The organism is Sphingomonas sp. 66-10, assembly GCF_001897045.1.
GTDB classification, from domain to species: Bacteria; Pseudomonadota; Alphaproteobacteria; order Sphingomonadales; family Sphingomonadaceae; genus Sphingomonas; species Sphingomonas lycopersici.
In genome coordinates this window covers 15,145-15,586 of record NZ_MKRR01000028.1, presented here as the reverse complement: position 1 = coordinate 15,586, position 442 = coordinate 15,145, and the positions used below count along the sequence as shown (strand labels likewise).

Annotated in this window: 1 protein-coding gene; it reads right to left on the bottom strand. The window is 65.4% G+C overall.

Translation table 11 applies throughout. From position 1 onward, the window contains the following. Positions 1–442, bottom strand: a 442-nt coding sequence (locus BGN95_RS03505) for a copper resistance protein B (RefSeq protein WP_286771620.1), incomplete at both ends; no start/stop codon positions are given.

Genomic DNA, 442 nt, shown 5'->3' with positions numbered 1-442 from the left:
GGCGCGCGCGTAGCGGGCGGTGTCGCCGAAGCGGCGATCCCATGACACGCCGACATAGGGGGCGAACTCGCGCCGGATCTCATAACGCAGCCGCAATCCAAGCTCGGCGTTGGATAGGCCCGATCCGATCCGGTTTTCCGGCACGTCCTGCGCAGCGAAATTGAGCTCGGCGCGCGGTTGCAGGATCAGCCGCTGGGTGATGCGCTGGTCGTAATAGCCCTCAAGCCGCCCTAGCAGGTCGCCCTTGTTGGACAGGAATACCGCGCCCTCTAGCTCGAAGAAGCCCGGTGCCAGCCCCTCCAGCCCGACGGTCGCATAGGTGCGTTTCGGGGACGGCCCCAAATCCTGGCGGACACCCGCTTGTAGATTGAAATAAGGGCCAATGGTCCGGCTATAGAGCGCCTGCACCTCGGCGCTCTCGATGCCCTCGCGGAAGGCTCCC